18 protein-coding genes are annotated in these 24,318 nt (G+C 57.6%); 12 read left to right on the top strand and 6 right to left on the bottom strand.

The features are described from left to right. Nucleotides 1-45: 45 nt before the first annotated feature. From FEM41_RS07495 to FEM41_RS07485, 3 genes are all read right to left on the bottom strand, one after another. Nucleotides 46-357, bottom strand: a complete 312-nt coding sequence (locus tag FEM41_RS07495) for a hypothetical protein (RefSeq protein WP_138095387.1) — start codon at nucleotides 355-357, stop codon at nucleotides 46-48. A 284-nt stretch (nucleotides 358-641) separates the two neighbouring features. Next, nucleotides 642-1,133: a 4Fe-4S dicluster domain-containing protein gene (locus tag FEM41_RS07490; protein ID WP_138099132.1), complete on the bottom strand. Its 492-nt coding sequence runs from the start codon at nucleotides 1,131-1,133 to the stop codon at nucleotides 642-644. After that, on the bottom strand, nucleotides 1,133-3,061 hold the full coding sequence (locus FEM41_RS07485) for an FAD-dependent oxidoreductase (protein ID WP_138095386.1): 1,929 nt from the start codon (nucleotides 3,059-3,061) through the stop codon (nucleotides 1,133-1,135). Before FEM41_RS07485 ends, FEM41_RS07490 begins: the two co-directional genes overlap by 1 nt. Before the next feature lie 374 nt (nucleotides 3,062-3,435). Here FEM41_RS07485 and FEM41_RS07480 point away from each other — a divergent pair, with 374 nt between their 5' ends. From FEM41_RS07480 to FEM41_RS07470, 3 genes are read left to right on the top strand one after another with little or no spacing between them, the layout of a single operon-like run. Then, the gene (locus FEM41_RS07480; RefSeq protein WP_138095385.1) at nucleotides 3,436-6,663 is read left to right on the top strand and encodes a molybdopterin cofactor-binding domain-containing protein; all 3,228 of its coding nucleotides are present in this window, start codon (nucleotides 3,436-3,438) and stop codon (nucleotides 6,661-6,663) included. A gap of 9 nt (nucleotides 6,664-6,672) precedes the next feature. After that, on the top strand, nucleotides 6,673-7,134 hold the full coding sequence (locus tag FEM41_RS07475) for a (2Fe-2S)-binding protein (protein WP_138095384.1): 462 nt from the start codon (nucleotides 6,673-6,675) through the stop codon (nucleotides 7,132-7,134). A gap of 5 nt (nucleotides 7,135-7,139) precedes the next feature. Continuing rightward, entirely contained in the window at nucleotides 7,140-7,727 is a 588-nt protein-coding gene (locus tag FEM41_RS07470) for a nucleotidyltransferase family protein (protein ID WP_138095383.1), read from the top strand. Here the strand turns inward: FEM41_RS07470 and FEM41_RS07465 are convergent. Then, nucleotides 7,705-9,432, bottom strand: a complete 1,728-nt coding sequence (locus tag FEM41_RS07465) for a sigma 54-interacting transcriptional regulator (RefSeq protein WP_138095382.1) — start codon at nucleotides 9,430-9,432, stop codon at nucleotides 7,705-7,707. The two genes, FEM41_RS07470 and FEM41_RS07465, sit on opposite strands and share 23 nt — an antisense overlap. Before the next feature lie 338 nt (nucleotides 9,433-9,770). On the opposite strand from FEM41_RS07465, the gene ygeW reads away from it, so the two are divergent. From ygeW to arcC, 5 genes are all read left to right on the top strand, one after another. Beyond that, nucleotides 9,771-10,961 carry a knotted carbamoyltransferase YgeW gene (ygeW, locus tag FEM41_RS07460; RefSeq protein WP_138095381.1) on the top strand — a complete coding sequence of 397 codons (1,191 nt, stop codon included), beginning with the start codon at nucleotides 9,771-9,773 and terminating at the stop codon, nucleotides 10,959-10,961. 56 nt (nucleotides 10,962-11,017) lie between these two features. Next, nucleotides 11,018-12,211, top strand: a complete 1,194-nt coding sequence (gene dpaL, locus FEM41_RS07455) for a diaminopropionate ammonia-lyase (protein WP_138095380.1) — start codon at nucleotides 11,018-11,020, stop codon at nucleotides 12,209-12,211. A gap of 29 nt (nucleotides 12,212-12,240) precedes the next feature. After that, nucleotides 12,241-13,452 (top strand): YgeY family selenium metabolism-linked hydrolase, encoded by a 1,212-nt coding sequence (locus tag FEM41_RS07450; protein WP_138095379.1) that lies wholly within the window; start codon nucleotides 12,241-12,243, stop codon nucleotides 13,450-13,452. 144 nt (nucleotides 13,453-13,596) lie between these two features. Further along, complete coding sequence (gene hydA / locus FEM41_RS07445) at nucleotides 13,597-14,985, top strand: dihydropyrimidinase (protein ID WP_138095378.1); 1,389 nt, start codon at nucleotides 13,597-13,599, stop codon at nucleotides 14,983-14,985. Between the two features lie 4 nt (nucleotides 14,986-14,989). After that, entirely contained in the window at nucleotides 14,990-15,922 is a 933-nt protein-coding gene (arcC, locus tag FEM41_RS07440) for a carbamate kinase (RefSeq protein WP_138095377.1), read from the top strand. On the opposite strand, the gene FEM41_RS07435 is transcribed toward arcC, so the two are convergent. Next, nucleotides 15,912-16,757, bottom strand: a complete 846-nt coding sequence (locus FEM41_RS07435; RefSeq protein ID WP_138095376.1) for an XdhC family protein — start codon at nucleotides 16,755-16,757, stop codon at nucleotides 15,912-15,914. The two genes, arcC and FEM41_RS07435, sit on opposite strands and share 11 nt — an antisense overlap. Nucleotides 16,758-17,075: 318 nt before the next feature. Here FEM41_RS07435 and ygfK point away from each other — a divergent pair, with 318 nt between their 5' ends. The 4 genes from ygfK (at nucleotide 17,076) to FEM41_RS25040 (ending at nucleotide 23,454) form a co-directional block, all read left to right on the top strand. Continuing rightward, nucleotides 17,076-20,177 (top strand): putative selenate reductase subunit YgfK, encoded by a 3,102-nt coding sequence (gene ygfK / locus FEM41_RS07430; protein ID WP_138095375.1) that lies wholly within the window; start codon nucleotides 17,076-17,078, stop codon nucleotides 20,175-20,177. A gap of 5 nt (nucleotides 20,178-20,182) precedes the next feature. Continuing rightward, on the top strand, nucleotides 20,183-21,508 hold the full coding sequence (gene ssnA, locus FEM41_RS07425) for a putative aminohydrolase SsnA (RefSeq protein ID WP_138095374.1): 1,326 nt from the start codon (nucleotides 20,183-20,185) through the stop codon (nucleotides 21,506-21,508). 360 nt (nucleotides 21,509-21,868) lie between these two features. Further along, entirely contained in the window at nucleotides 21,869-23,335 is a 1,467-nt protein-coding gene (locus FEM41_RS07420; RefSeq protein WP_138095373.1) for a nucleobase:cation symporter-2 family protein, read from the top strand. Continuing rightward, entirely contained in the window at nucleotides 23,332-23,454 is a 123-nt protein-coding gene (locus FEM41_RS25040) for a hypothetical protein (protein ID WP_277752996.1), read from the top strand. The genes FEM41_RS07420 and FEM41_RS25040 overlap by 4 nt, the downstream gene beginning before the upstream one ends. On the opposite strand, the gene FEM41_RS07415 is transcribed toward FEM41_RS25040, so the two are convergent. Then, complete coding sequence (locus FEM41_RS07415; protein ID WP_168198771.1) at nucleotides 23,451-24,239, bottom strand: tyrosine-protein phosphatase; 789 nt, start codon at nucleotides 24,237-24,239, stop codon at nucleotides 23,451-23,453. The genes FEM41_RS25040 and FEM41_RS07415 overlap by 4 nt on opposite strands. Nucleotides 24,240-24,318 lie beyond the last annotated feature (79 nt).

The following is a 24,318-nucleotide window of genomic DNA, read 5'->3' as shown; positions in this document are numbered from 1 at the left end:
AATTGTCTTTATGAGGAAGTACGCTAATCTTAAGCGCGACTACCCTCAGTCAAAATTAAGCAAGACTTTTCTTACCTTAACCTGTTCCCGGGACTCCCCCTGACGATCGATGGTCGCGACCATAATGTGATTTACGGTAGAGCGCACCGTGGTCCCCTGCTCGCCGCTACAGCGCTGGCTAATACCCTGATGGATAGCTTCAGAAAGACATTTTTTTACCGCCGCTGCGGCATTATCAACAATATATCCACGAAAGGAGATCTGGCCACTCCCAATATTCGCTGCGGCAGAAAAGCTGACACTCACGATAAACAAAATAAACATTGAAAACATTTTTTTAAATTTATCTACCATCATATTTTCACCCTCACCATGACCGCAAGGCGCCACGCCACATGTCAGGCTACTGATTATTTACTGAGTGATTTCGCAATACGACAGACAATAAATGGATATTTAACGGAGAGCAATAAACAGTGAGGTGAAAGCGCAATAAAAGCTCAGAACACATTATATAAGATGCAAATGACGACTTTATTCATAACGAGCTTAACAATTTACTATCATGATAAAACACCTCTTTTGGGTAATATTTATCATTTATAGCCGGACCGGGAATAATTCCCCGGACCGGCAAACATTCAGCCTCCACGTTTCGGGAACGCCGTCGTGCGACGGCGCGCCGTGGCTTTTTGCGCCACTTCACCGGCAGTGACTTTTTCCAGCGCCGCCGTCGGACACACGGCAACGCAGGCCGGTCCCGATTCACTGGCACAGCATAGATCGCACTTTACCGGTTGAATGCCCCCCGGCCCCGGGTGGCCTACAATCTCGATCACACCAAAAGGACAGGCCACGACACAGCCGCTACAGCCAATGCATAACGCACCCTCTATCTCTACGCTCTGTTTCCCCTGAATTAGCGCGCCGGTGGGGCACACCGCCACGCAGGGCGCGTTCTCGCACTGATGGCACATCACTGGGGCACTAACCTCTTCCCGCTTCACCACCTTCAGGCGCGGGTAAAAAGGACCTCCCGGGCGCGTTTCCCCATCATGGGCCTGAGCACAGGCAATTTCACAGGTGCGACAGCCAATACACAGATTTGCCTGAACCTGAATAAAATCGCTCATCATCCCGCCTCCCGCCCCGGCTGGTCATCCAGAAACGCCACGATATCCCGGGCCGCCTGACGCCCCGCGGCCATGGCGGTCACCACCAGATCGGCGCCGTGTACCGCGTCACCACCAGCAAAAACCCTGGGATGACTGGTACGGGTAGAACCGTCGGTCTCAATCAGCCCCCAGTCATCGCAGCGCACGCCGTGACGCGTCAGCCAGGGCATGGGATGCGGCTGAAAGCCAAAAGCCATAATCAGAATCTGCGCCGGTAACACAAACTCCGAGCCGGCTATCGGCTGAGGACGGCGGCGACCATCGGGGCCCGGCTCCCCCATGCAGGTTTTGATCATCCCCACCCCCTTCACCCGCCCCCGGCGGTCGAGAGCGATATACTGAGGCTGCACGTTAAACAGGAATTCCGCCCCCTCTTCCCTGGCGTTAATCACCTCTTTCTTCGACCCCGGCATACTAGCCTCATCACGCCGGTAGGCGCAGGTTACGCTGGCGGCACCACTTCTGACCGAGGTGCGCAGGCAGTCCATGGCGGTATCGCCGCCCCCCAGCACCACTACCCGCTTGCTGGTGACGTCAATAAAGGGGGTCTGAGGATCTTCTTCCAGCCCCATGACTCGCCGGGTACTGGCGATCAGAAACGGCAATGCCTGCACCACGCCGGGGGCGTCTTCGTGCTCCAGCCCTGCCGCCATCAGTCCGTAAGTTCCCACACCCAGAAAGACGGCGTCGAACTCTTCCAGCAGCGTATTAAACGCGATATCACGCCCGATTTCACAATTCAGCTGAAAGCGGATGCCCATCGCGCTGAAAATTTCACGCCGGGTTTGCAGCAACTGCTTATCCAGCTTGAAGGGAGGAATACCGAAGGTCAGCAGGCCGCCAATTTCAGGATGGCGATCGAAAACCGTCGCCTGAATACCGCTACGGGCCAGCAGATCGGCACAGCCCAGGCCAGCAGGCCCGGCGCCGACAATCGCCACCCGCTCTGGCCGCGGCTGTACCGCACTCAGATCCGGGCGCCACCCCTGAGCCAGCGCGCTGTCGGTGATATAACGCTCCAGATTACCAATGCTGACCGCCCCGCCTCGCGGCTGCATGGTGCAGGCCCCTTCACACAACCTATCCTGGGGGCAAACCCGCCCGCACAATTCTGGTAGCGAGCTGGTCTGGTGGCAGAGTTCGGCCGCCGCCAGAATCTCTCCTCGGTTGACCAGTCGGATGAAGTCGGGAATCGCGTTGTGCAGCGGGCAGGTCCAGTTACACCACGCCTTATCGGCGCAATACAGACAGCGTTCGCTTTCGCGGGTAGCCTGGCGAGCATCCAGCGCCAGATAGATCTCGTTAAAATGGTTTTTACGCTGGTCGGCGGGGAGCTTCGCAGCCCCTTTACGTTCGGGTCTGACCAGCAGCGCCTGGCTGCGCAACGGTGCCTGCACCCCACCAAAATCGCCGCTGGCCGTTGCCCGCTGACGATACTGACGCAGCGTGCTTAGCGCCTCGCCGTCCATCAGCGTGACCGCCTGAGTGGGGCAGTGGGTCACACAGGCAGGCTGGCCTTGCGCCGTCGATTCACAAAGGTCGCACTTCTGCGCAATGCCACGCTGCTCCGCCGTGACCATCTCAATAGCGCCGAAGGGGCAGGCCAGCACGCAGTTTTTACAGCCGATGCACAGCGCCTCATCCAGATGGATCTCCTGCTCGCGGTGGGTCAGCGCCGCCACCGGGCAGCTATCGACACAGGGGGCGTCGTTACAGTGGCGACAGGCCACCGCCACGCTCTCTGCCCCCCGGAACACCACCCGAATGCGGGGGAAAAACGCCGTTTTATCTGGCCAGGTTTGCTGATTATGCGCCACCGCGCAAGCCACTTCACAGGCGTGACAACCAATACACTCCCGGGCATCGACGGTAATGAATCTGTTCATGCATTATCCCTTATTCTTTTTTCAGCATTGCTCTTCGGGGATAAATGCAAAAACGGGGGCAGTTCGCCGCCCGCGCCCGCTTCGCGGCCAGATTTGTGAACTGCTTCAAAAATAATGCCCCCGACCCGCAACCGGAGCACCGCAATGCCTCAGACAAAACGTCTCACTTTGAGAATAAACGCCTCACAGTGAAAACCGCATCCCCCAGGCGAGCGGCCTCACTCTTACGCCTGGCGGCGGCTTTTATTGCGGTACTTCACAACTCCATCGCCCCATAACCCCGCTCAGGCACTCTGGCACAGCCATTGCTTTATCGATGACAAACAAAGGATAAGCAGCACCTGACTCCATCCATTAAGGGGAGATTTGATTCAATGGAAACAGCAACTGTGGGCAGTGAAGTGCCGCGTACCGACGGCATGGCCAAAGTGAAGGGGCTTGCGGTATACGGCGATGATATTGTGATGAAGGATATGCTTTACGGCGTCTGCCGCTATGCCGATATCGCCGCCGGACGCATCGAGTCACTGGATCTGTCAGAGGCAGAAAAGGTACCCGGCGTGGTCCGTATCGCCACCTGGCAGGATATTCCGGGCGAAAAGCAGATTGGGGTGGTCGTTCCCGACTATCCGCCCATCGTCGAGCGTGAAATCGCCTTTCGCGGCGATGTAGTGGCCATCGTTGCAGCGGAGACCTATGAAGCGGCCTGCCTGGCGGCGGAAAAAATTAAAGTCACCTATACACCGTGGACGCCGATAACCTCCGTAGAAGAAGCGCTGCGTCCCGGCGCACGACTCATCCACGGCGAGCGCGAGAATAATATTATCGTTTATCACCATACGGTGAAGGGGGATATTGAGGCGGGCTTCGCCGATTCCACCCATATCTTTGAACGCGAATACCGGGTTGGCTTTCAGGAACACGCCTATATCGAGCCCGAATCGATCACCACCTGCTTCGACGACAACGAGCAGATTATCACCGTTTATGGCTCAATTCAGAACGCTCACCGGGTACGCGGCTTCGTGGCGAAATTCCTGGGACTGGCTCAGTCGAAGGTGAATGTCCGGCGTTCAATTCTGGGCGGCTCTTTCGGCGGTAAGGACGATATTATCGATAACCTGGCCTGTCGCGCCGCACTGCTGACCTGGCTGACTTCCCGCCCTGTCAAGATGAGCTATAACCGTGAACAGTCGATGCGCGAAAGCTATAAGCGCCATCCCTATATTATGAAATATAAAATCGGTCTGGATGATAAGGCTAAAATTCAGGCGATCAAGATCGATATTCTGGCCGACGCCGGTGCCTACGCCGGGCAGACCGCCTTCGTTACCTGGCGCAGTTCCGTCCAGGCAGCCGGACCTTATAACATCCCTAACGTACGTATCGACCTCTCCGGGGTCTATACCAACAATAACTACACCTCAGCCTACCGCGGCTTTGGCGCTCCTCAGGTGATCTTCGCCAACGAATCTCTGATGGATGAAGTCGCCGATGCGCTGGGTATGTGCCCCATTGAATTACGCCTGCGCAACATACTGCATCAGAACGATATCAGTATGGCGGGTCAGGCGTTTACCGATCACACCGTCTCCGCCCAGGAGGTTCTGGAAAGGGCTATCGAAAGCACCGATTTTATTGAGAAGCGCCGCCGTTACGCTGAACTGAACGCTCAGGGAGGACCGCTCAAATACGGTATCGGGCTGGCGGTTAGCCACCGCGGCTGTTCACTGGGTGCGGAAGGGCTTGACGCCTCATCAGCGTTGATCCAGATAAACGCCGACGGCAGCGTGAATATCTCGACTTCTGTTTCCGAAAATGGCCAGGGGCTACAGACCACCATGTCGATGATCGCCGCCGAGGCGTTCGGCATCGGGCTGGATCAGGTGATGTTCAGCGAACCGGATACCGCCATGATCGCCGACGGCGGTTCGACGGTGGCTTCCCGCGGTACTTTGATGGGCGGCCAGGCTATCCTGAACGCGGCCAATAAGCTCAAAAGCCGCATGGTAGCGGCGATTACCGAAAAACTGTCGGTGGAAAGCCCCGACGATCTGGTGTGGGAAAACGGTAAAGTCTTCAATCGCCGCCACCCCTACAATCGTCTGGCATTCCGGGACGTCGTCAATATCACCCACGCTACCGGTGCCAACCTTTCCGCCTATGGCTGGCACGTTGCCCCGCCAATCCATTGGGACGAAGAAAAAGGGACCGGCAGCCCCTACTTCACATGGGTTTACGGCTGCCAGATTGCCGATATCGTGGTGGATACCCGAACCGGCAAAATCACTATCAATCACGCCACTGCGGTCCACGATGTCGGTAAAGTCATCAACAAAGTCGGCTTCGAGGGGCAGGTTAGCGGTGGCATCGCCCAGGGGATGGTCGGCTACGGCATGCTGGAAGAGTTTAATATTGAACAGGGCGAGGTGAAGTCTGAAAACTTCGACACCTACCTGCTGCCCACCATCAAGGATATCCCACCCATCACCATTATTCCGGTCGAAAACCACGATAACGCGGGACCCTTCGGTGCGAAAGTTATTGGCGAACCCGTACTGGAACTGGGTGCTGCGGCGCTTAATAACGCCGTCAGCTTTGCGATGGGCAAGCGTAATTACGCCCTGCCTCTGACTCTGGAGCAGGTCAAACTGGGCCATCCGCTGAAAAAACCGGTGCGCCAGAGTGAACTGATGGCCGAATCGGCGGAAAAGAAACAGGTGCTACGGCTGAATACCCTGGCTCTTACCCGGGCCCGCACTCTGGAAGAGGCACTGTTCCTGCTCAGGGAGGATCCACAGCGACGGGTTATCGCAGGTGGAACCGACGTGCTGGTTCAGGCCCGTCTCAACGCCGCACCGGTACCGCTGGTGGATATCTCCGGCATTAAGGCGCTGAAAACTATTACCACCCAGAAGGATGGCAGCGTGCGGATCGGTGCGGGTGTCTGCTTTAGCGATCTTACCCGTCATGAACGTATTGCCTCCCGGTATCCGCTGCTGGTGACCGCTTGCAACACCATAGGCTCACTTCAATTACGTAACCGCGCCACCGTGGGTGGCAATATCGTCAACGCCGCGCCCTGTGCCGATTCCGTGCCGCCGCTTATTATCTACGATGCCCAGGTCGAGCTTCAGCGCCACGACGCGGAGCCCCGCCTGATGCCGCTGAGCGACTTTATTACCGGGGGCTATAAGACCCAACTTGGATCCGGTGAATTGCTGACCGCGATTCTCCTGCCGCCGCCGCAACAGCATACGGGGCTTCAGCAGCGCTATCTGCAGCTCGGCCGCCGTAATGCGCTGAATATCACACGCCAGAGCTTCACTGGGCAATTCGTGGTGAACGAATCCGGCATGCTGACCTTCTGCCGAATCGTCGATGGCGCTCTGTTCAGCCACCCCCAGCGGCTGATCGCCCTGGAGAAATGCCTGACGGGCCGTCAGCTTAATGCGGCACTGATTCAGGAAGGTGCAACGCTACTGCAGCAAATGCTGGAACAGGCCATCGGGAAGCGCTGGTCCGCGCCCTACAAAGTGCCGACGGGGATCGAAATGTTTACGCAGCTGCTAGAAGAAGTTCTGGCGAACAAAGGCAGATAAGGAGGAAACATGCATCGTATTGAACTGAAAGTAAACGGTATCAGCGTTCATCACGACGTCGGAGATAACCAGCGGCTGATCGATTTTCTGCGCGACGATCTGCGACTGACGGGAACCAAAGAGGGGTGCTCCATTGGCGAATGCGGCGCCTGTACAGTTATCGTTGACGGCAAGGCGGTCTGCTCCTGCCTGCTACTGGCAGCCCAGTGCGACGGCGCAGAGGTCGTAACCGTCGAAGCGCTACGTCACGACAAGATCGGCCAGCGGTTACAGACTGCTTTTGTTCGCCACGGCGGCGTCCAGTGTGGTTTCTGCACGCCCGGCGTGTTAATGAGCGCCAAAGCACTGCTGGATAGCACACCACAGCCAACCAATGCGCAGATCCACGACGCGCTGGAAGGCAATTTGTGCCGTTGCACCGGCTATGCACCAATTATCAAATCGATAAAAGCCGTTCTGAAACCGGCCTGATCATCATGAAACAGTGTCTGATGCTGGCCGCGGGCCTGTCGTCGCGAATGGGGCAGTGGAAGATGCTGCTGCCCTGGGGCGACAGCGGTTGCGTACTGGACAGCGCGCTGGATAACGCGCTCGCCTTCTGCGAGCGCGTAGTGCTGGTCACCGGCTTTCGGGGCGAAACCCTGCGCCAGCGCTATGCCGCCCGTCCCGGCGTAGTGCTGTGCCATAACCCCGATTACGCGCGGGGCATGTTCTCATCGCTGCGCCGCGGCGCCCAAGCGCTGACGCCAGGTCATCACTTTTTTATGGTGCCGGGCGATATGCCCGCCATCCATCCCGGTATTTATGCCGCGCTGTGGCGCCATCGCGGCAACATGAGCCTGGTACCCTTCTGCAACGGAGGACGGGGCCATCCGGTACTGCTGCCCCCCGTGCTGCGCGAGCACATTCTCAACGCCGGGCCCCAGGAAATTCTACGGCAGTTAATGGAACGCCAGGGCCGTAAAACCCTGCTGGTGGATAGCCACGCCATCCATCAGGATCTGGATACGCCATCGCAGTATCGCAAAGCGTATGAACGTCTTACGCCAGGCCGTACTTTTTAATCTTGCGGTACAGGGTGGCCACGCCAATGCCCAGCTCATCGGCGACCTGTTTCTTATTACGGGTGCGCTGTAATGCCTCTTCAATTAGCGTTCTCTCTACCGATTTAAGATTCGATTGGGCGCTGTCCGCCACTGTGGTGACACCAGCACAGCCCTCTCCCGACGCCTTCGGGGCAGGTGCGTGGAAATAGTGGGAATGGAAGACCGGTGGCAGTAGCGCACTGTCAATCACCTCACCTTCCGGCACGATATTGATCAGATACTCCACCAGATTACTTAATTCCCGTACATTGCCCGGCCACGAGTGGGCGCATAGCATCTTCATCACTTCCGGACTAACGCCAGCCCAGCGTCGTCCAATACGTCGGGCGTGCCAGTCCATGAAGTGGTTAATCAGCAGCTCAACATCGCCTTCCCGTTCCCGCAGCGGCGGCAGCCAGAGCGGGATCACATTGAGCCGGTAAAAAAGATCTTCGCGGAAATGACCTTCACGAATATGCGCCTCCAGATTCTGATGAGTGGCAGAGATAATCCGGATATCCACCGGCACCGGTACGCTGGACCCAACCGGCATCACCTCCCGGCTCTCGATGGCACGCAACAAACGCGCCTGCAGGCCTTGAGGCATATCGCCAATTTCATCCAGGAACAGGGTGCCGCCGTTAGCCACCTGGAGCAGACCTGGCTTGCCACCAGGCGACGCACCGGTAAAGGCCCCTTTTGCATAGCCGAACAGCTCGCTTTCCAGGAGATTTTCCGGTATCGCCGCGCAGTTGATGGCAACAAAGGCTTTGTCGTGGCGCGGGCTAAGACGATGAATGGCACGCGCCACCACCTCTTTACCGGTGCCGCTTTCTCCCAGAATCATCACGCTGGACGGGCTACCAGCAATGCGGCCGACCAGGCGCCTGAGTTTGCGAATGGCCACCGATTCTCCGATCAGATTCTTAATGGTGGGTACCGCGGGTTCCGGTGCTTCCCCTTCCCGTTCGGCGGGCAGACAGGCGGAGGGCAGCAAAAACGCGCCGTTTTCCGCTTCGCTAAACTGGCCGGTAATTCGCCAGCGCCTCTCCCCGGCGCGCAGTAAGAAGGTCTGTTGCCTGGGGGAGGATTCCAGCACGGCATTTTGCCACAGCAGCGCATCTTCGCCCGGACCGATCATCTCTCTGGCCCGGTCGTTAATCAGTACCACGTTTTGCTGACGATCGCAGAGGATCACGGCGCGATCGATGCCCGCAACCAGACGTTGCAACAGCGGATCAAGACGCGGCTCCTTCCTGTGCAGCACGGCAAGATTGGCGGCCAGCAGTGTGGAAATATGACGAATATATTCAATAAACATGCTGGTATGTTCGCGCAGGTGACGCAGTTGCGTAATATTCACCGCCACCAGGCTTATTACCCCCAGACAGCGCTGCTGGTGAATAATCGGTACGCCAATGAACCCCCTCTCCCGACAGCTTTCGCGCTGGGTACAGTCCTGACACAGCAGGTTCTGCCGGGAATCAAAGATCACCACTTCCTGCTTTTTTTCCATCACCTCTTTCAGTAACACCGTATTACTGGCCGGCACCTGGCCGAAACGCTGGCCGTACGGGCCGGTACCGGCAATGCGCAGCAGCTGGTTATCCACCACTTCCACTTCAAGATGCAGCACATTCGCCAACAGACTGGCGAAATGCTGAATGGTTTTTTGAATTGGCATCAGGAGTGAATGGCCTGGAGGGGCACTATTTATGGTGACACAGGCTTTTTTGATATTTTCACAGATGTTATCCGCCTCCTGCTCTCTCATTTTGATAACTGAGTTTCCTTTTCTCATTTTGATCCCCCTTAATCCGCACACTTTGATTCAAAAAACGGCGTTGTTCGAGATTACTCCCTGGGGGGGATGAAAAAACATGACTGATGCCAAACATTTAGCACTGTCTCACAACCTGGCACAAAACTTGTTTGTTAGTTGCTGCGCGCCTTCAGGAAAACGAAGTCGCTTCCTCTCATATACCCGAACTTGTCAATTAGTGTTCGTAAGGGATCTCATAAATGAAAGAGATAAAACATCTGATTAATATCATCAACGATAAGCCGTCCGAGCTACATAAAAAGGATTTTTTACTGACATGGGAACAGAGCCGTGACGAGCTGGAACAGATTCTTTACCTGGCCGAAGCCCTGAAATCCCTGCGCGCCAGTAATATTGACACCCGCGTATTCAATAATGGCCTGGGTATCTCACTGTTTCGCGATAACTCCACCCGAACCCGCTTTTCCTATGCCTCTGCGCTTAACCTGATCGGTCTGACTCAGCAGGATCTGGATGAAGGCAAGTCGCAAATCGCCCACGGCGAAACGGTGCGTGAAACCGCCAATATGATCGCCTTCTGCGCCGAAGCCATCGGTATCCGCGACGATATGTATCTGGGAGCCGGTAACGCCTATATGCGCGAAGTAGGACAGGCGCTGGATGAGGGGTTCGCCGAAGGCGTGCTGCCGCAGCGCCCCGCCATCGTCAATCTGCAGTGCGATATCGACCATCCGACTCAAGCCATGGCCGATCTCGCCTGGCTTAAAGAGCATTTCGGCAGCCTGGAAAACCTGCGCGGCAAGAAAATCGCCATGACCTGGGCCTATTCCCCCAGCTACGGCAAACCGCTGTCGGTTCCTCAGGGCATTATCGGCCTGATGACGCGCTTTGGAATGGACGTCACTCTGGCCCATCCCCAGGGCTACGACCTGATTCCCGATGTCATTAACGTGGCGAAGAATAACGCCCGGGATTCCGGCGGTAGCTTCCGTCAGGTCAGCAGTATGGAAGAGGCCTTCCAGGGCGCCGATATCGTCTATCCCAAATCCTGGGCGCCATGGCAAATCATGCAGCAGCGTACCGAGCTACTGCGCCAGAACGACAGCCAGGGGCTGAAGGCGCTGGAACAAACCTGCCTGGCGGAAAACGCCCGCCATACCCACTGGCACTGTACCGAAGAGATGATGGCCCGTACCCGCAACGGCAGCGCGCTCTATATGCACTGCCTGCCTGCGGATATTACTGGCATCTCCTGTGAACGCGGCGAAGTGGAAGCCAGCGTGTTCGAACGCTACCGCATCGCCACCTATAAAGAGGCCAGTTGGAAACCCTGGATCATCGCCGCCATGATCCTCGCCCGCAAGTTCGCCAGACCTGGCGATGTGCTGGCGCAACGTCTGGAAGCCGCCACTCCCCGTATTTACGGCTAACGACCTCTCCGGGCGCCGCCATACGCGGGCGTCCGGGATGTTTGAGGAATTCTCGTATGTCACAGTTTGAACTGAAAATAGCGATCGCCGACAACGGGCGTTTTCATCCCAAAACGGATCCGCGCTTCGGTCAGCAGACCGCCCGGGAAGCGCGCCACTTCCACCACACCCTGAATGGCTATCGCCCCACGCCGCTGTATGCCATGAACCACTTCGCCCAGGCCCTTGGCGTCAGTCAGGTGCTGGTGAAGGATGAATCGCAGCGCTTCTGCCTTAACGCCTTCAAAATGCTGGGGGGAACCTGGGCCATTGCCCGCTTGCTGTGCCAGAAGCTGAATCTCGATATTCAACGATTCTCCTTCGAAAAGTTTCGTCGGCAGGGCATCCCTCCCATGACCTTTGCCACCACTACCGATGGCAACCACGGCCGCGGCGTCGCCTGGGCCGCACGGGAGCTGGGGCAACATGCGGTTATCTATATGCCAAAAGGCTCTTCGCCGTTCCGGGTGAAACACATTACCGATCTGGGTGCGGAGTGCATTGTCACTGATATGAACTACGACGATACCGTACGCCTGACTATGCGTATGGCCGCCGAACGCGGATGGGAGGTGGTCCAGGATACGGCCTGGGAAGGCTATACCGACGTGCCGACATGGATTATGCAGGGCTATGCGACGCTTGCCGACGAGGCGGCGGAACAGATGGAGTCCATGCTGAACGCACCGCCGACCCACCTTTTGCTCCAGGCCGGAGTCGGCGCTATGGCGGGTGGCGTCCTTGGCTACTTCGCCGATCGCTACGGCGCTGACCGGCTACACACCATTGTAGTGGAACCCGATCGGGCCGACTGCCTGTACCGCTCCGCCCTTCAGGGTGACATCGTCAATGTCTCCGGCGATATGAACACCATTATGGCGGGCCTGGCCTGCGGTGAACCTAATCCCCTCGGCTGGCCGCTGCTGCGCGATAACGTCAGGCAATTTATCTCCTGCGAGGATCGGGTCGCGGCACTGGGCATGCGCGTGCTGGGCAATCCACTGGAGGGCGATCCACAGATCGTTTCCGGCGAATCGGGCGCCGTCACCGTCGGCCTGCTGGCCGCCGTCATGCATCACCCCAAGCGTGCGGCACTGATGAAGCAATTAAATCTCACCCCGGAATCACGCATTCTCGCCATCAGCACCGAAGGCGATACCGATCCGCAACACTATCGCGAAGTGGTATGGGAAGGGAAAGACGCAATTTAAGCAATTAAGAATAAGTGAGGAAATCTGTTATGGCTAAATCTGTACCCTTCAACGACATTCTGAAACTGGCTCAGCGCTATCAGCCGGAAATGACGCGCTTTCTGCGCGATATGATCGCGATCCCCAGCGAAAGTTGCGACGAAAAGCGCGTTGTCCAGCGCATTAAGGAAGAGATGGAAAAGGTCGGCTTCGACAAAATCGAGATCGACCCCATGGGCAACATTCTGGGCTATATCGGTCACGGTCCGCGTCTGCTGGCGATGGACGCTCATATCGATACCGTCGGTGTCGGCAACATCAATAACTGGAAATTCGACCCTTACGAGGGCATGGAAGACGATGAAATTATCGGAGGACGCGGCACTTCGGACCAGGAAGGCGGTATGGCGTCAATGGTCTATGCCGGTAAAATTATCAAAGAGTTAGGACTGGAAGATGACTATACCCTGCTAGTGACCGGCACTGTACAGGAAGAGGACTGCGACGGCCTGTGCTGGCAGTACATCATCGAACAGTCCGGCATTCGCCCGGAATTTGTGGTCAGTACCGAACCCACAGACTGTCAGATTTACCGCGGCCAGCGTGGACGTATGGAGATCCGGGTCGAGGTGGACGGCATCAGCTGCCACGGCTCTGCGCCGGAGCGCGGCGATAACGCGATCTTTAAAATGGCGCCGATCCTGACGGAGTTGCAGTCTCTGGCTGGTCATCTGGGCAACGACGACTTCCTTGGCAAAGGTACCCTGACCGTTTCAGAGATCTTCTTTACCTCCCCCAGCCGCTGTGCGGTAGCGGACAGCTGCGCTGTCTCTATCGACCGCCGCCTGACCTGGGGCGAAACCTGGGAAGGGGCGCTGGAAGAGATCCGCGCACTGCCCGCCGTCAAGGCCGCCAAAGCCCGGGTGTTACTCTATCAGTACGATCGTCCTTCCTGGACCGGCCTGGTCTACCCCACCGAATGCTACTTCCCCACCTGGAAAGTGGAAGAAGATCACTTTACGGTGCGTAGCCTGTGCGCGGCTTATCAGGGGCTGTTTAACAAGGATCCGGTGGTCGACAAATGGACCTTCTCAACCAATGGAGTTTCTATTATGGGTCGCCACGGTATTCCGGTCATTGGCTTCGGCCCCGGTAAAGAGCCAGAGGCCCACGCACCCAACGAGAAGACCTGGAAATCACATCTGGTGACCTGTGCGGCAATGTATGCAGCGATTCCGTTAACCTGGCTGCAGCAGTCCTGAGACACCCTTACCCGGCCCCTCTCTCATCAGGGAGAGGGAGATCCAGTCTGAGGCTATAAGCCGCGACATGTGCCCCCTCTCCCTCCTCGGGAGAGGATGTATTCAGTCTGAGGCGCCCTGTGCAAGCGCCCCGGGAGCAGAGCCATGAAAGTATTAATTAAGGGCGGTACCCTGGTGGATGCCAACAGAGAATATCGCCGCGACCTGCTGATTGAGAATGGAAAAATCGCCCAAACCTCTGCCGATATCCCTGATAAACAGGTCGACCAGGTGATTGACGCCAGCGGCCTGCTGGTGATGCCTGGCGGTGTGGATGTCCATACCCATTTTAATATTGACGTTGGAATTGCGCGCAGTTGTGACGACTTCTTTACCGGTACCCGCGCCGCCGCCTGCGGCGGCACGACCACCATTATCGATCATATGGGATTCGGCCCTACTGGCTGCAATCTGCATCACCAACTTGAACTGTATCATCAATATGCTCGTGATAAAGCCGTCATTGATTACAGCTTCCATGGCGTAATCCAGCATATCAATGACGCAATTCTGGATGAACTGACATCAATGGTTCACGAGGAAGGGATTAGCAGCTTTAAATTCTACCTCACTTATAAGTACAACCTGCAGGATGCCGACACGCTTCATTTATTACGTCGTCTGAAAGAAGTTGGCGCTCTGGCAACGGTGCATCCGGAAAATAATGCAGTAGTGAATGACAACCGCGAGCGCTTTATCAAAGAGGGGAAAACTGCCCCCATCTGGCATGCGCGCAGTCGCCCAGTCGCCTGCGAAGCGGAAGCGATTGCCCGAACCATCAATCTGGCACGTTTGGCAGGTGATGCCCCACTCTATATCGTCCACCTGTCAAATGGACTGGGGCTGGAATATGTCAAACTAGCACAAGCGCAGTGCCAGCCAGTGTGGGTAGAAACCTGTCCACAGTATCTGCTGCTGGATATCAATCTCTATCAGCGGCCAGATGCCCTGAAATATATATTAACGCCTCCTCTGCGTCCTCACGGCGAACAGGACAAACTATGGGTCGGCATTACCGACGGCAGTATCAACACCGTCGCCACCGATCACTGCACCTTCCCGCTCTCCTTGCGCCAGAGGATGGCCGCTGACGATTTCACCCGCTGCCCGAACGGTCTGCCCGGAGTTGAAAACCGGATGGCGTTGCTGTTTTCCGAAGGGGTCGCGACCGGGCGCATCAGCCCTTCACGCTTCGTGGCACTGACCAGCGCCACGCCGGCGCAGCTTTTTGGCTTATGGCCGCGTAAAGGCAATCTGATGCCCGGCAGTGATGCCGACCTGGTGCTGTTTGATCCCCACTGTCGTACCACCATTCACCACAGCGAACTGCATGATAACGTCGACTACTCCCCCTGGGAGGGATTCACCTGCCACGGCTGGCCGGTCATGACCCTTTCCCGCGGCGAAGTGGTCTGCGAACGCGGACGCTTTACTGGTCGGGCAGGGCACGGACGTTTCCTGCACCGGCAACCTTTTTCCGTTAATCGGGGGTAGATCCATGAAGAAAAGAATCGTACTTGCACTGGGCGGTAACGCGCTGGGCAAAGATCTGGCAGAACAAATGCAGGCAGTACAAGGCACCGCACAGGCGCTGGCTGGCCTGATTGAAGAAGGGCACGAGCTGGTAATTACTCACGGTAATGGGCCCCAGGTCGGCATGATCCATCAGGCTTTTGAGTCTGCGGCCCACACTCCGGCCCATTCACCGGTACTGCCGATGTCGGTCTGCGTGGCGCTCAGCCAGGGCTACATTGGTTACGATCTGCAAAATGCGCTGCGTGAAGAGCTGCGCAAACGCGGTATCAATAAGGGCGTGGCGGCGCTGATTACCCAGGTTCGGGTCGATGAGCGCGACCCAGCGTTTCACCAGCCCGACAAACCCATCGGCTCCTTTCTGAGCGAGGAGAACGCCCAACTGCTGGCACGGCAAGGCGTGCGGGTTCGGGAAGAACCGGGGCGCGGCTGGCGTCGCGTGGTGGCCTCCCCCGAACCAGTCGAAATCATCGAGCTGGATGCCATTAAGGCGATGCTGGCCGCCGGTCAGGTACCCATCGCCATCGGCGGCGGCGGAATCCCTGTGGTGGCGGAGGGGCCTCATCTGCGCGGCGCCAGCGCCGTGATCGATAAAGATCGTGCCAGTGCGTTACTGGCCCAGGCCATAGACGCGGATATGCTGATCATCCTGACCGCGGTGGAGAAAGTGGCAGTACACTTTAATACTCCACAGCAGCAGTGGCTGGATAGCATGACGCCCCAGCAGGCTCACGCCTATATCCGCGCCGGCGAGTTCGCACCAGGATCGATGCTGCCAAAGGTGGAAGCGGCACTGGCCTTTGCGGAGTCGCGCCCGGGCCGTCAAGCGCTGATTACCCTGCTGGCGCGTGCCAGCGACGGCATTGCCGGGCGAACCGGCACCATCATCAGCCAGTAACGGCAATCTCCTGCTGACAGGCGGCGGCTTGTGCTTCGCCGTCTGTCGGTGTCACTTGCGGCGTTACCCGATGGCCGCGATACAGACTGACGAGCTCGCCCAGAATGCTGATTGCAATCTCTGCGGGCGTTTCGGCGTGAATATCCAGACCGAGCGGCGCATGCAGACGCGCAATCTCCTGTTCCGCCATCCCCAGCTCTTTACGCAGAACATTGCGGAAGTGGTGGGCCTTACGTCGACTGGCCAGCAGGCCCAGATAGCGTACCGGCAGCCCGATGACCCCGGTCAGCGCTTCCCTGTCTTCATGATTGGTGGCGATCACCACATAGCTTTGTTCATCCAGCCCCAGTTGGGGAACAATCGCGGCATAATCCTTACCACTCACCCGTCGACAGGCTGTCGGTAGTTCCGGATGCTCCAGGTTGGCCTGCCAGGTATCAGCCACGGTTACCTGGAAATCCAGCGCCTGCGCCGCCCTGGCCACCTCCCTATTCACATGACCGGCCCCCAACAGAAACAGCTCAGGGCGCCGGGGATAAACGGCGATATGCACCGTCACCGCGCCGCCACAGTCGGAACCGACCGCGTTCTCTCCCTGACGCGCCAGCCGACCGTGAAACAGGCAGGAGGCACCTTCCACTACCGCCGCTCTGGCACGCTCAATAGCGAGCCGTTCCAGCATGCCGCCGCCAATGGTGCCATGTACCTCACCGCCTTCTGTCACCACCATGCAGGCGGAATGGCGCGGCGTTGAGCCCCGGCTTTCCACAATCTGCAACAGGGCAAAGCTTCGGTTTTCCGCCTCCAGGCGGGACAGGGTAGAAAAAATAGTCATCACACGAGCCCTCGTCATTCCGGAATAGATTCCAAAAAGAAGCAACTCTTGTGCCGCCCCCGATTTTCGGGCTATCCGCCCCGAATTTTATCATTTTGATACGGCCCGGCGGCCAGAATGTCTCACCCTGCGAGAGTCGCTCCAGGCTCCCCTGCCCCATACCCGCTTTTGCCGTGCAGAGTGCGAATCCAGTCACGATACCGGCGCGAAATCCGCCACAGATGCACCACTGGCTCAGATGTTGCTTCCCGGTAGCTGCGATCCTCCGGCACCGGCACCGCGCCGGGCACAAAAGAACAACAGAGCAAGGAGCAATGTATGGCTGACATCATGCGTCCCATTCCTTTTAGTGAGCTTTTAACGCGCATCTGCGCTGAATATGAAGAGACGGGTGCCATCTTTGGCATTCCCGAAACCGAATTTTATACCCGCGATCCCTCGCGCCAGATTTCGCTGTTCGGTGAAACCTGCGACACCCCCGTAGGCCCGGCAGCGGGCCCACACACCCAACTGGCCCCTAATATCATCGTCGCCTGGCTGACCGGCGGCAGTTTTATCGAACTGAAAACGGTGCAGATCCTTGACCGTCTGGAGCTGGAAAAACCCTGTATCGACGCCAGCGATGAGGCCTTTAACACCGAATGGTCCACCGAGTACACGCTGGAGAAAGCCTGGGACGAGTATATGAAGGCTTGGATGGCGCTCTGGCTGCTGGAAACGCTGCTCTCCCCACGTGGGCCGCTGCAGGGGCGCTCATTTATCTTCAATATGAGCGTCGGTTACGACCTTAAGGGCATCACCCAACCGCCGATGCAGAAATTTATCGACGAGATGATGGATGCTGGAAAAAACAGCAAATTTGGCCGCTACCGTCAGGAACTGGCGCAGTTTATCGCCCGGGGCGGCTGGAAATTGCTGGCCAAAGGCGATGCCCGGGCGCTGCGCGAGCTGCCGGAAAATATCTCACCGCGCATGGTACGCAGCGTAACGCTTTCCACCATGCATGGCTGCCCACCGGATGAAATTGAGTCCATCTGCCGCTATATGCTGACGGAAAAGAACCTCCACACCTACGTGAAGCTCAACCCCACCCTGTTGGGTTACGCCCGGGTCCGGGCCATCCTCGACGGTAACGGCTTCGACTATATCTCCCTCAGCGAGGAGTCGTTCAGTCACGACCTCCAGGCAGAACAGGCGCTGGAGATGCTGACACGCCTGATAGCGCTGGGCGCCGAGAAAAAGCTTTCTTTTGGCGTGAAGCTGACCAACACTCTGGGCGCCCGCAACCATAAAGGCGTACTGCCCGGTGATGAGATGTATATGTCCGGACGAGCGCTGTTCCCGCTCTCCATTAACGTGGCGGCCATGCTGTCGCGCCATTTTGATGGCCGCCTGCCCATCTCCTATTCCGGCGGCGCCAGCCAGTTCAACATCGTCGATATCTTCAGCGCCGGTATCCACCCCATCACCATGGCAACGGATCTGCTGAAACCCGGCGGCTATCTGCGCATGGCCGAATGTGCCCGTCTGCTGTCACAGCTTGAGGACTGGCAACACGACGGGATCAACGTTGCCGCGCTAAACCGCCTGGCGGATAAAGCACTGAGCGCCGACTGGGCCCAGAAAGCCTGGAAAGGCAAAGAGGAGATCGACACTGGCGAGGCGCTACCGCTGGTAGACTGTTACGTCGCTCCCTGTGTCACCGCCTGCGCCATTAAGCAGGATATCCCGGAATATCTGCGGCTGGCAGGCCAGGGGCGCTATGCCGATGCCCTGTCGCTGATTTATGAACGCAACGCCCTGCCGTCCATTACCGGCCATATCTGCGATCACCAGTGCCAGTTTAACTGTACCCGTATGGACTACGAGAACGCCCTGAATATCCGGGCCATTAAAAAGATTGCCCGGGAAAAAGGCTGGGAGGAATATCGTCGCCGCTGGCATAAGCCAGCAGGTACCGGCAATCGCCATCCGGTGGCGGTGATAGGCGCCGGTCCAGCAGGTCTGGCGGCCGGTTACTTCCTGGCACGGGCCGGACATCCGGTAACCCTGTTCGAACGCGAGGCCAACGCTGGCGGTATTGTCAGAAACATCGTGCCACGTTTCCGTATTCCAGCGGAACTGGTACAGCAGGATATCGACTTTATTGCCGATCACGGGGTGAAATTCGTCTACAACAGCGACCCGCACCTGACCATAGACACGCTACGCCAGCAGGGATTCCACTATATCTGCATCGGTACTGGCGCAGGCCAGAGCAATGTGCTGCAACTCGCAGGCGACAACCCTAACATCTGGCGATCCTTCGACTTCCTGCGCACCTTTAACAGCGATGTCCCACCGCCCCTGCGTGGCGAAATCGCCATTGTCGGCGCCGGTAATACCGCTATGGACTGCGCCCGTGCAGCGCTGCGGCTACCGGAAGTCACCGGCGCCACCATCGTTTACCGCCGGGATCGGGACGCCATGCCCGCCTGGCCTGAAGAGATTGAAGAAGCCGAACGGGACGGTGTGCGCTTCGTGACGCTGGTGAACCCGGAACGCTACGATGCCGATGGTCAGTTGCATCTGCGGGTAATGCGCCTGGGCGAGCCCGACGCAGGCGGGCGCCGCCGCCCGCTGCCCACCGATGAGCAGCGCACCCTGCACTTCGATGCGCTCATTACCGCGACCGGCGAATCTCCGGACTGGCAGGCACTGCGAGCCATGGGGCTGGAGAGCAATAATGGCGACGCCCCGTCGGTCGATCCTCAAACGCTGGAAACCGCGCTACCGAACGTCTTTCTGATTGGCGATGTACAGAGCGGCCCGGCCTCTATCGTGGGCGCCATCGGCGGTGCACGTAAGGCCTGTGACACCATCCTTAAACGTGAAAATATTACCGTGACCCATACCCGTCGCGACGCCATGAATACCGATCCCCTGGAGATCTACAGCCGTAAAGGCGCCATCGCCGTGCGCCAAATAGCGCCCGACGCGCCGGATGCGTTCGCCCGCCAGGAAGCGTCGCGCTGTCTTTCCTGCAACTACGTGTGCAGTAAGTGCGTGGATGTCTGCCCCAACCGCGCCAATATCGCCATTCCGGTACCAGGCTTCCACAGTCGCCAGCAGATCCTTCACCTGGACGCGCTGTGCAACGAATGCGGTAACTGCGCCCAGTTCTGTCCGTGGCAAGGCAAACCCTACAAGGACAAGGTTACGGTCTTTAGCCTTGCAAAAGATTTTGAGCAAAGCGATAACCCGGGTTTCCTGCTGGACGGAAAGCAAATACATATTCGTCAGGATGGACGCACCTGGCAGTTTGCGCTTGATGAAAACGGAAAACCTGTCGGTCTGCCAGACACGCTGGCGCAGATGGACCGGATTATCAACTACACCCGGCAACATCATGGCTATCTGCTGGGCGCCGTGGAGGAATAACCCTTATGCTACTGCTAAAAAACTGTACCGCCGTTGAGTTTTCTCCGGCCCAGGTGACGCCCGGCATCGACATTTTGATTCAGGGATCGCGCATCATTGATGTCGGCCCTGGCCTGGCAACCCGCTATCCCGATGCCCCCGTGAAGGAGATGTCCGGCAAGCTGGTGATGCCGGGGTTGGTATGCGCCCATAATCACTTTTATTCCGGTCTGTCGCGGGGCATTCTCGCCCCCATCGCCCCGTGCCCCGATTTTATCTCCACCCTGAAAAACCTGTGGTGGCGGTTGGATCGCGCGCTGGATGAAGAGTCGCTCTACTACAGTGGCGTGATCTGCGCGCTGGAAGCAGTGCGCAGCGGCTGTACTGCCGTTATCGACCACCATGCCTCGCCGCAGTTTATCCACGGTTCGCTGGCGCTGCTGCGCGAAGCCTTTATCACCGTTGGCCTGCGCGGTATGACCTGCTTTGAAACCACCGATCGCAACGGCGGCTTGAAGGAGCTGGAAGCGGGCGTGGAAGAGAACATTCGCTTCGCTCAACTGATTGATAGCGATAAAGAAAAAGCCCCAGATGATTATCTGGTTGAGGCGCATATCGGTGCCCATGCTCCCTTTACGGTACCCGATGCCGGACTGAAACTGCTGCATGAAGCCTGCGAAGTTACCGGCCGCGGGCTGCATATTCACGTTGCGGAAGATCGTTACGACGTTTCCTGGAGCCGTGATAAGTACGGAATGGAGCCGCTAGCCCGCCTGGATCAATATGGTCTGTTGGGGGAAAAAAGCCTGATTGCTCACGGCCTGTGGCTTTCACCCGACGATGTGCTGCTGCTTAATGAACGCCACGCGTTCCTGGCGCATAACCCCCGCTCAAATATGAATAACAACGTCGGCTATAACCCGCATCTGTCGATGCTCAGGCACGTCGCGCTGGGTACCGATGGTATCGGCTCAGATATGTTTGAAGAGCTGAAGTTCGCTTACTTTAAGCATCGCGATGCAGGTGGCCCCCTATGGCCAACCGATTTCCTGAATATGCTTCACAGCGGCAATCAACTGCTGGAACGCAATTTCCACCAGCCTTTCGGGCGTCTGGCAAAGGGCTATACCGCCGATCTCACCATCTGCGATTACCCGGCCCCCACACCGCTGTATCCGGAAAACCTGGCAGGCCATTTTGCCTTTGGCCTGAGCAGTGCGTCCGTTCACAGCGTGATGGTGGCGGGCAGCATGATCTACGAGGATCGCCAGTTCTCCTTTGACGCCGCCCGACTATACGAAGAGGCGCGCCCGGTGGCAGAAAAAATGTGGCAACGCATGGCGGAACTCTGATCTCAGCCAGGCTCCCAGGCGGCGGGACTCTGTCCCGCCGCTGTTTTTTATTCCGGTATGACTCCCCATCAATACGATTTATTCATTCTCATTGTGATAGCCGCCAGTGAAAAATCCTCTCCCGCGCTATCCACATTCCTCCTCCTGTTTTCGCCAGTCTATGGCTATTTGCGTGACGATTTTCACAGTTCATCCATCAAATGCCGCCACAGACAGCAATCTGGCACCGCTTACGCATTCTGTTTCCTGCGTTTTCCGTATTTACGCGTTCCGGATAACGACGTACCTAAGGGAGGCAGCACGCCTTCGAATCGTAGCCCACATAGCTGTTATCTGGGCCGTACAGGAGAAAAATATTCGATGAAAGAATCCACCCTGAACCCTACGAAATCCCTGATATCACCAGGCCCGGTTGATGAAATTCTGCCTCCGGGCCAGATGATTCTTTATGGGCTGCAACATGTGCTGGTGATGTACGCTGGCGCCGTCGCAGTCCCCCTGGTTGTCGGCACCGCCGTGGGGCTATCCGCCGAACAGGTGATCATGCTGATCAGCACCGATCTATTTATCTGCGGCGCAGCCACCATTATTCAGGCGCTGGGGATCGGAAAGTGGATAGGTTGCCGCCTGCCGGTAGTGCAAGGCTGTACCTTCGCGGCACTGGTGCCCATGGTGCTCATCGGTAAGGAGTACGGTATCGGCGGCATTTCAGGTGCGGTGATCGTCGCTGGCATTTTCACGCTACTCTGCGCCCCCTGGATCTGCCGAATGGTACATCTGTTTCCCAAAGTCGTCATGGGGGCCATCGTCACGCTTATCGGACTGTCGATTTTGCCCGTCGCTGGCGGCTGGATTGGCGGCGGCAGCAGCGATATGGAAAGTTTCGGCAATATGACATCGCTGATTATGGCCTTTATTACTCTGGTGATTATCCTCAATATCTACACCTTCGCATCAGGTCTGATTAAAAATATCGCCGTGCTGATCGGCCTGATTATCGGCACTATCCTGTGGGGCTTTTTTAATCCTCTCGATTTCCAGGTGGTTTCTCAAACGTCCTGGCTTAACTTTCCGCGCCTGATGCGCTTTGCAACCCCTGAATTTCATCTGCTGCCTATCGTGCTGCTCTCAATGGTGATGGTGGTAGTGATGGTGGAAACCATGTCCTCTATGATGGCGACCGGAGAAATCGTCGGCAGGAAAGCCGACCAGGCGATGCTGCGTCGGGGGCTGACCGCCTGCGGGCTGGCAACCACCATTGGCGGCATGTTTAATCTTTTTCCCTACTCCGCCTTTGCCCAGAACGTCGGACTTATCGGTCTGACTGGCGTGCGTAGCCGATTTGTGGTGGCAGTATCGGGCTGCATTCTCATTTTGATGGGAATGTTCGCCAAAATGGCCGCGCTGGTGGTGATGATTCCGAAACCAATACTCGGCGGCGCGGGCGTGGTGATGTTCGGTATGGTGGCAGTATCCGGCATCCGCACCCTGGGTAAAGTAAACTATCGCAACAATAACAACGGAATGGTGGTTGCCCTGACGCTCGGACTGGGCCTGATGCCGGTACTGGTACCCGGACTGTTCAGCCAACTGCCGGAAATGGCACAGCTGTTTCTGCACAGCGGTATTACCATCGGCACCGTCACCGCCATTGTAGCGAACCTGGTGCTTAACGGCGCCGACCGTACTGCCCGCCACGCGACGGAAAACATTGCCCCGGATCCTGCTCCCGAGCCGACGGCGGCACGGAAGGTGGCGGTAAGAACGGTACGCATGTGGCTGCTGTTGCGTAAAGTGCAGCAGGAGCATGAGCGCGAGGAGGGATGATGGCGTCGCTATCGCTCCGCCTGCTGTGCGCCCTGGGGCTACTGGGCATAATGGCGCTACCGGCGTTCGATGGCCTGGCCTCAGGCCTGGAGAGCCGGTTTATCTGGCTCTGTTTTTAACCGGCCACCACCAGCAGTTCGGTCAGCCGCCGGCGTTCCTGCGCGCCGATGCCCAGCGCATCGCGCAGAAAGGCGTCGGCGCTGCCGTAACCGTCGTCCATCGCATTCAGCGCATTTTGCAGCCAGGCTTCCTGCACCTCCAGTAGCGTCAGGATCTCTTCTGGCCGCTTGTCCGGCGCAAACGCCATAAACTTCGCCAGCAGCCGCTGATTCTCTTCTTTGCGATAGCGGTTACTAAGCAGGTAATCGGCGACAATCAGTTCCGTTTTCGCGCCCAGAGCCAGCAGTACCAGCGCCGCGGCAAATCCCGTACGATCCTTTCCGGCGGTGCAGTGGAAATAGACTGCGCCATCTTCGGACTCCAGCAGGGTGTTAAAGAAGCCGCGCCAGGCCTCCAGGCATGCGGCGTCGGTGATAAATGCGCGGTAGACCTCAAGCAGTATCTGAGTCGGGTCGCGTTGACCCAGCCGGGCCACCATCTCTTTCGGATCGGCGCTGTGCCCTTCCATCACCGCCTTGAGCACATCCAGCCGCACCAGTCGTGCGCTTTCGGGATAGCGATCGGGCGCTTCCGCAACCTCACCATCGGTTCTCAGATCGATAATCCTGTTCACTGACAGCTGAACCATCTGCCGCTGACCTGGCAGCGTAAGCATGCTGAGATCTGCGCCCCGCAAAAGGCGGCCCGGGCGAATGACTCCCTCGCGCACCGGGTAGCCTCCCAGATCCCGAACGTTACATACACCATCGAGCGCGACAGGCCGCGCCGTTATCACATCCTTCATCTCCATGCTCCTTGCCGTTAACGGTTAGGGGTATCCAATTTCATGTTTTCAATCAGGGAATTGCTGCTTTTCTCTCCGC

Origin of the sequence: Jejubacter calystegiae (assembly GCF_005671395.1) — a bacterium.
Taxonomy (GTDB): domain Bacteria; phylum Pseudomonadota; class Gammaproteobacteria; order Enterobacterales; family Enterobacteriaceae; genus Jejubacter; species Jejubacter calystegiae.
The sequence above is the reverse complement of the archived record's forward strand: the minus strand, read 5'-3'. Positions and strand labels throughout refer to the sequence as shown.